At 62.8% G+C, this 7,333-nt stretch carries 5 protein-coding genes; 3 read left to right on the top strand and 2 right to left on the bottom strand.

The features are described from left to right. A partial coding sequence (rne, locus tag BTW07_RS04125) for a ribonuclease E (RefSeq protein WP_075568882.1) occupies positions 1-3,207 on the bottom strand: 3,207 nt, incomplete at its 3' end. 775 nt (positions 3,208-3,982) lie between these two features. Here rne and BTW07_RS04120 point away from each other — a divergent pair. The 3 genes from BTW07_RS04120 to sppA are packed head-to-tail and all read left to right on the top strand — an operon-like array spanning position 3,983 to position 6,725. Then, on the top strand, positions 3,983-4,930 hold the full coding sequence (locus BTW07_RS04120; RefSeq protein ID WP_075568881.1) for an RluA family pseudouridine synthase: 948 nt from the start codon (positions 3,983-3,985) through the stop codon (positions 4,928-4,930). Next, positions 4,920-5,624, top strand: a complete 705-nt coding sequence (locus BTW07_RS04115) for an HAD-IA family hydrolase (protein ID WP_075568907.1) — start codon at positions 4,920-4,922, stop codon at positions 5,622-5,624. The genes BTW07_RS04120 and BTW07_RS04115 overlap by 11 nt, the downstream gene beginning before the upstream one ends. Positions 5,625-5,660: 36 nt before the next feature. Beyond that, positions 5,661-6,725: a signal peptide peptidase SppA gene (gene sppA / locus BTW07_RS04110; RefSeq protein WP_075568880.1), complete on the top strand. Its 1,065-nt coding sequence runs from the start codon at positions 5,661-5,663 to the stop codon at positions 6,723-6,725. Here sppA and BTW07_RS04105 read toward each other — a convergent pair. After that, the gene (locus BTW07_RS04105) at positions 6,710-7,309 is read right to left on the bottom strand and encodes a Maf family protein (protein ID WP_075568879.1); all 600 of its coding nucleotides are present in this window, start codon (positions 7,307-7,309) and stop codon (positions 6,710-6,712) included. The genes sppA and BTW07_RS04105 overlap by 16 nt on opposite strands. Positions 7,310-7,333: the final 24 nt, after the last annotated feature.

The following is a 7,333-nucleotide window of genomic DNA, read 5'->3' as shown; positions in this document are numbered from 1 at the left end:
CGGTTCCGCCTTCTCATGCGGTGCCACGGTATCTTTCTCGGCGCTGCCCTCGACAACTTCCTCGGCGCTGGTGGCGTCCTTTTGCTGGGTAGCGGAGGACTCGGAAGCGACGGGCTTGGCCGCTGGAGCCACCGCTGGCTCATCAGGAATGGCACCTTCGGTGGACGCTGCCGGAACTTCCGTGGGCGGAGTGCTTTCCGCGGGCGCTGAAGCATGCGCTTCCCGCTGCGCCGGCCGATCGTTCGTCTGATCGGAACGAGCGACACTCGTTGCCTGAACGGGATTGGAGTGAGTCGAACCAGACTCGAGGGACGTCTCGGACGTCTCGGACGTCTTGCCCTCGGCATGCGGCTCGCCGTGGATCTGCGAACCCTCAGACGTCTCGGCCGGGCGCTCGACGGAGGCCGCTGTCGTCTCGGCCACATCGGCGGCGACCCTCGGATCGTCGCTGACCGCCTTGGAGGCTTCGGCGTCCGGCGCGCCGGTTTCCGCCGGGTCGGCAGTCTTGCTCGACGTCATGGCGGTCTGTTTGGCACGGGTCTTGTCGACCGCTTTCGACTTTTCGACCGACTGCTTCGCGGGCGTTGACTCAGCCTTGTCTGCTGCCGCCGTTGCCGCCGTCGCATTGTCGTCCTGAGACTGCTTGGATGGCATGGACGCTTTCGTTTCGTCAGTCGCCTTGGCTTCGGCCGTGGGATCAACTGCCGGCGGGGACGCTGGCGATGTCTCGGTCGAGCCGGTATCCGCCGGCGCCTCAGCCTGGAGGCGTTGCTGCTCTGCAACCGCCGCCGGGTTCAGCGCTTGCTTGCGCGAGCGGTTGCGCGGATTGTTGCGCGTGCGCTTCGGCTTGCTGTCCACGGTTTCTGTCGCTGCGGCCGGTGCCGTATCGCGAGTCTCCTCGTGCGAAGGCTTGGCCGTGCCGGAGGCCTGTTTGGGCTTGTCCGGTGTCGAAGCGTCTCCACTACGTTGCTCGCTGCCAGCTCTATCACCCTTGTCTCCACCGCGGTTGTCCGGGCGATTGTCCTGGCGCGGTTGGCGATTCTGGTTTTGACGGTTGTCATTGCGCGAATCGTTTCCGCTCTGACGATCGTCCTGACCACGGCGGCGGCGGTTGTTTCCCTGACGGTTGCCGTTGTCGTTACGTGCATTGCCGTCGCTGCGGGCGTTACCGTCACTGCGGGCATTGCCATCGCCGCGAGCATTGTCGGCAGCCTTGCTATTGCCCTCGCTGCGCTTGGCGTTGGCATCGCGATCGTTTCGCTGGTCGCCTTTCTGGGCCGTGGCGCGTGTCGGACGCGAATTACCCGCACCGTTGCCGGCGTTGCTGCCGCCACGAGATGCCCCCGTCGATTGGCTGCCGCCATTCTGGCTCTGGCCTGGCTGACCGGAGGTAGTGGGTTTGGAAGCCTCTTCCTCGACCCGATGGCGTCCGAACAGCCCCCGGAAGAGCTGCATCAGACCGCCGTTGCTCTGGCTCTGCTGAGGCGCTGCGGGCGTCGAGGATGTCTTGGCTCGTGTAGCGGTGTCGGCCGCGACCGCGGGTTGCGGTTGCGCCTTTTCGGGCTCCGCTTCCGGCTCCCTATGCAGCGAATCCGGCGCCGGGGCCGTATGCTGAACGGTCTGTACGGCGGCCTGGGTACGCTGAATCGGCTTGGAAAGCGTGGTTTCCGGCTCCTTGAGCAGATCGCTTTCGACGGGGAGCTCGAAGCTAGATTTGACCTCTTCACCGTCCTCGGAGACGTGGTCGTCACGGAAGCGCTGCACTTCGTAATGCGGCGTATCCATCTCCGGATTCGGCAGCAGAAGAACCTTGACGCCCTGGCGCCGCTCGACGTCGGAAAGCACGTTACGCTTTTCGTTGAGCAGATAGGTTGCCACCGGGACCGGCAGGATGGCGCGAATCTGAGCGCTGCGCTCCTTCATCGCTTCTTCTTCGATCAGGCGCAGGATCGACAGCGCAATCGAGCGCACGTCGCGGATGGTGCCCTGGCCGTCACAGCGGGGGCAGACCACGCCGCTGGTCTCGCCGAGAGAAGGGCGCAGACGCTGACGCGACATCTCCATCAGGCCGAAACGCGAAATCCGGCCGATCTGGACACGGGCACGATCGAGCTTGAGTGCGTCACGCACACGATTCTCGACGTCACGCTGGTTACGGGCCGGCGACATGTCGATGAAATCGATGACGACCAGACCACCGATGTCGCGCAGACGCAGCTGGCGAGCGATCTCGTCGGATGCCTCCAGGTTCGTCTGCAGGGCGGTCTCTTCGATATCGGCGCCGCGAGTGGCGCGCGCCGAGTTGATATCGATCGACACCAGCGCTTCGGTGTGATCGATGACTACCGAACCGCCGGAGGGCAGCTTGACCTCACGCTGATAGGCAGTCTCGATCTGGGATTCGATCTGGAAGCGCGAGAACAGCGGTACGTCGTCGGTATAGAGCTTGATCTTCTGCTGATACGACGGCATGACCTGACGGATGAAGCTCAGGGCTTCTTCATGCACGTCCTTGCTGTCGATCAGCACCTCGCCGATGTCCTGGCGCAGGTAGTCGCGCATGGCGCGGATGATGACGTTGGATTCACGATAGATCAGGAACGGCGCAGGGCGCTTGACCGCTTCGGTCGTGATCGCATCCCACACCTGGGCCAGATAGTCGAGGTCCCACTGCAGTTCTTCCGGAGAACGGCCGATACCCGCGGTGCGGACGATGACGCCCATCTTGTCGGGCAGCGTCAGCTGGCCCATGGCTTCCTTGAGCTGGCTGCGCTCGTCACCCTCGATACGACGCGAAATGCCGCCGGCACGAGGATTGTTGGGCATCAGCACCAGGAAGCGCCCGGCCAGACTGATGAAGGTCGTCAGAGCTGCGCCTTTGTTGCCGCGTTCCTCCTTGTCGACCTGGACGATGACTTCCTGGCCTTCCTTCAGGACTTCCCTGATGTTCGGACGGCCTGACGGCTCCTTGGAGAAGTACTCTCGGGAGATTTCCTTGAGCGGCAGGAAACCGTGGCGGTCCGCGCCGAAATCGACGAAGGCGGCCTCGAGGCTGGGCTCGACGCGCGTGATCTTGCCTCGATAGATGTTGGCTTTCTTCTGCTCCCGGGCACCGGATTCGATGTCCAGGTCGTAAAGGCGTTGTCCGTCTACGAGGGCGACACGAAGCTCTTCCGGCTGTGTCGCATTGATGAGCATTCTTTTCATACGGTCTCGCTAATTGAGCGTGCCGGTGGAAGGCGTGCTGCAATCGGCGACGACGAACCGCAAGCGGTCGTGCTGTGCTCGCGCACATGGGTGAAGCGACCCGGCAGGGCAAACAAGCGCAGCGTATGCCAGAACGAGCTTAGCGTGTAACACGTGCGAACCCGCGTCAGGAGCCCGAAGAGAAAGAACCGAAGATCGTTTGTCGAGTGGCGCATATGACCCTCGAAACGAGTTCGGAGCGACGTTCGTCGAGCCCGGTAACGTGCTTGCTCATTACCATTACATCTATGCTTTCGTTGCCTGCTTTTATGGGTGCTGCACGAACATGGGTTGAGTACGAAACGGTGGCAGGACATGTCACGGTGCGCGTTTTCGATGACGCATCCGGTCCCGCAGACTGCCGTCTATATCACTTGGCATTGTTCGGTTCGGCGACGCCTTCCACTGGTACCTGTGGATTTCCCGCGAGCATGGCAGGCTGAGGTCGTCAGCTGCGCTGTCGGGTCGGGGCCTGGCGTTCCAAACGTGTTTTGATCACTCCAGCAGCCGTGAGCGGTTGGCTTCATTAACTCTCTGGAGGATCGAGACATTTTTTCACTGCGGTCAGCATATTCAGGGGCTGACGCTTTAATGGGTGATAAACCCATCCAGTGAGCCCGCAATATAACAGTAATGCCGAGGTAGCGGCAATTGAGCTCGCGCTGGGGGCGCGGTGCGTTAGAATGGCGCCCGGCGATGCGCGGGTGTCGTCGTGGTGCTGTCGAGGGAGTCAAGCATGGCCGAAGGCCAGGAAGTTCAATTTATCGAGGTCAGCGAGTCGCAGCATGGGCAGCGGATCGACAATTTCTTGCGGACGCGTCTCAAGGGGGCGCCGAAGACGTTGATCTACCGCATCGTTCGCAAGGGCGAGGTGCGCGTCAACAAGAAGCGCGTCAAGGTGGATTATCGCGTTCAAACCGGTGATCTGGTTCGCGTGCCACCGCTGAGGCTGGCGCCGGAGAGCGCCGTCAAGGAAGCCAGTGAAAGTCTGCGCAATCTGCTGGCCGGCAGCGTCGTGATCGAGGGCCCCGACTGGCTGGTGATCAACAAGCCTTCCGGTCTGGCGGTACATGGCGGCAGCGGCGTCAAGATCGGTTTGATCGAGGCGCTGCGTCAGGTGCGGGACGATCTCGATTTTCTCGAGCTCGTTCATCGGCTCGACCGTGATACCTCGGGCTGCCTGCTGCTGGCCAAGAACCGCGAATCCTTGCTCTCTCTCAATACCGCCTTGCGTGAGCGTCGCATGGAGAAAGGGTATCTGGCCCTCGTGCAGGGTCGGTGGCCGGCGCGGCGCGACTACGTCAGCGCGCGGCTGGAACGCTACGATGCCGGCAACGGCGAGAGGCGGGTGCGCGTGGACGCAGGCGGCAAGGTATCGCGGACACGTTTCGCGGTGCGCGAAACGTTCCCGAAAGTCACGTTGGTCGAAGCGGAGCCGGTCACCGGACGCACCCATCAGATTCGCGTCCACGCCGCTCATGCGGGCCACGCATTGCTCGGGGACGACAAGTACGGCAGCGCTGAGGGCGCCTACCTTGCGCGATCCTTGCGTCTGGATCGACTGTTCCTTCACGCCCTGACGCTGACCTTTCCTGACCCCAAGACCGGGCGTCTGGTGCAGGCGAGAGCGCCACTGGAGCCGGGACTGGAAAAAGTGCTGGAGCGTGCTCGCCGTGGCAGTTGAGACGAGCGCGGGCGAAGGGCTGTCGGATCCGACCGCTGGGCGCTGTCGTTATGCGCTGGTCATCTTCGACTGGGATGGCACCTTGATGGATTCCGCGGCGCGCATCGTGGCCTGTATGCAGGCAGCGGCGCGTGAGTTGCAATGGCCGGTGCCGAGTGCAGCTGCCGTGCGCAATATCATCGGCCTGGGGCTGCCCGAGGCCGTCGCCATGCTCTTCCCCGGGATCGCGCTTCAGGATCGGGATCGGTTGCGCGAGGCGTACGGTCACCAGTTTCGGATCGCCGATCGTATACCGACGCCGTTTTTCCCCGGCGTGGTCGATGGGATAGGACGCCTGCGCGATGACGCCCGATGTCGGCTGGCGGTCGCGACCGGAAAGAGTCGCCGTGGACTGGATCGTGTGTTCGGTCACGAAGCCTGTGGCAGCTGGTTCGTCGCCAGCCGCACCGCCGATCTCACTCGCTCGAAGCCGCATCCTCAGATGCTGGAAGAGTTGTTGGCAGAGTGTGGCGTGTCCACGACGCAGGCCGTCATGATCGGTGATACCGAATATGATCTGGAAATGGCCCGGTCGATCGGTATGGATCGGGTCGCGGTCACTTACGGGGTGCACGAGCGTGAGCGCCTGTTGCGCAGTGAGCCGCAACTCGTCGCCGAGGATTTTTCGTCGGTCGTCGACTGGTTGTTGGTGTGATGACCCCGAGTGCGGGATTTCAGCGAGGAGGCGATGATGAGCGACGATCGGCGTGATGACTGGACGCAAGGCCCGGAGTTGAGCAGAGAGGAGCGCGCACGACGTAACGCCGCGGCGACTCCCCGCGATGGCGAAACGGGGGATGCCGATACCGTCCGCCTGGCGGAAGTGCGAATGATGGATCGCTGGATCGGTGGCGTGCTGAACGAACAGCGCCGGGCGAGACGCTGGAAGATATTCTTTCGCCTGCTGTTCGCGTCGATCGTCATTGCCAGTCTGTGTCTGAGCGCCTATGCGATGTTCCTGGCGCAGGGTGACGGGGTGTCCGCTGATCGTCGCCATCTCGGTGTCGTCGATGTCAGCGGGCCGATCGATGCCGATGGCCAAGCCAGCGCGGAGCGCATCATCGAGGGCTTGCAGCGGGCCTGGAAAGATCCGGATGCCGAAGCCGTCGTACTGCATGTCAATAGCCCCGGCGGTAGCCCGGTACAGTCGCAGCGTGTCTACGACGAGATCCGTTATCTGCAAGAGCAGGGCGACAAGCCGATCCTGGCAGTGATCGAGGACATTGGTGCCAGCGGGGCCTACTACATGGCCTCGGCAGCGGATCGTATCTATGCCTCGCCGGCCAGTCTGGTCGGCTCCATCGGGGTCATCAGCGCCGGGTTCGGTCTGCAGGACGCCATCGACAAGGTCGGTGTCGAACGCCGGGTGTTCACGGCAGGCGAAAACAAGGCATTCATGGATCCGTTTTCCGAGATAACGCCGACGCAGCGCGACTTCTGGCAATCGGTGCTGAATACCACCCATCGACAGTTCATCGATGCCGTCAAGGCCGGGCGTGGCGATCGGTTGAGCGATGACCCGACACTGTTTTCCGGCCTGATCTGGACCGGTGAGCAGGCCAGGTCGCTGGGACTGGTCGACGAGATCGGCAATCTCGAACAGCTGTCGCGGGCGCGCCTCGGCGAGGTGAGTCTGAAGGACTACACTCCGTCGCTCGATCCGTGGACGCTGGTCTCCAACAGGCTGACCAGCGCTGCCGCCCATTGGCTGGGCCTGAGTGACACGGCGTCGCCGGTGCGTTACCAGCTACCCTGACGACCGGTCAGCGGGTTCACTCCTGCCTCTCTCAGTAGCTCGCAGAGCTTGATGAGGGGCAGGCCGATCAGGGTGTTGGGATCATCGCCTTCGAAGTTCTCGAACAGCGCAATGCCCAGCCCTTCCATGCGGAAGCTTCCGGCGCTGTCGTAAGGCTGATCGCGGGAGACGTAGCTTTCTATCTCTTCGTCGCTCAAGTCGCGGAACTGGACGTGATAGATGTCGTGGACGACCCGGTGGCACGCCGCCCCGGTATCGATCAGGGCGAGGCCGGTCATGAAGCTGACCCGGCGGCCCGAGAACCGCCGCAGGTTGGCGCAGGCCGTGTCGAAGTCGCCGGGCTTTCCCAGCACGTCTCCGTCGAATAGCGCCAGTTGATCGGAGCCGATGATCAAATGGTCGGGATAGTCTGCGGAAATCGCCTGGGCCTTGGATAGTGCCAGCCGGTGGGCGAGAGTGATGGCGTCTTCTCCGGGGCGAGGGCTTTCATCGATATCCGGCGCCGCCCATTGGTAGGAAATTTCGAGTCGATCCAGCAGTTGCCGGCGATAGCGGGAGCTGGAGGCGAGTACCAGGCGAGACATGAGTTTCCTCGATGGAGTTTGAAA

Source organism: Salinicola socius (assembly GCF_001937195.1).
Lineage (GTDB): Bacteria > Pseudomonadota > Gammaproteobacteria > Pseudomonadales > Halomonadaceae > Salinicola > Salinicola socius.
Note: the sequence above shows the minus strand (reverse complement) of the source record. Positions and strands in the feature narration are given on the sequence as shown.

Bases quoted from the DNA above. Each gene is read 5' to 3' on its own strand.
- BTW07_RS04120 (WP_075568881.1), top strand. From the start codon at position 3,983: ATGGCCGAAGGCCAGGAAGTTCAATTTATCGAGGTCAGCGAGTCGCAG.
- sppA (WP_075568880.1), top strand. From the start codon at position 5,661: ATGAGCGACGATCGGCGTGATGACTGGACGCAAGGCCCGGAGTTGAGC.
- BTW07_RS04105 (WP_075568879.1), bottom strand. From the start codon at position 7,309: ATGTCTCGCCTGGTACTCGCCTCCAGCTCCCGCTATCGCCGGCAACTG.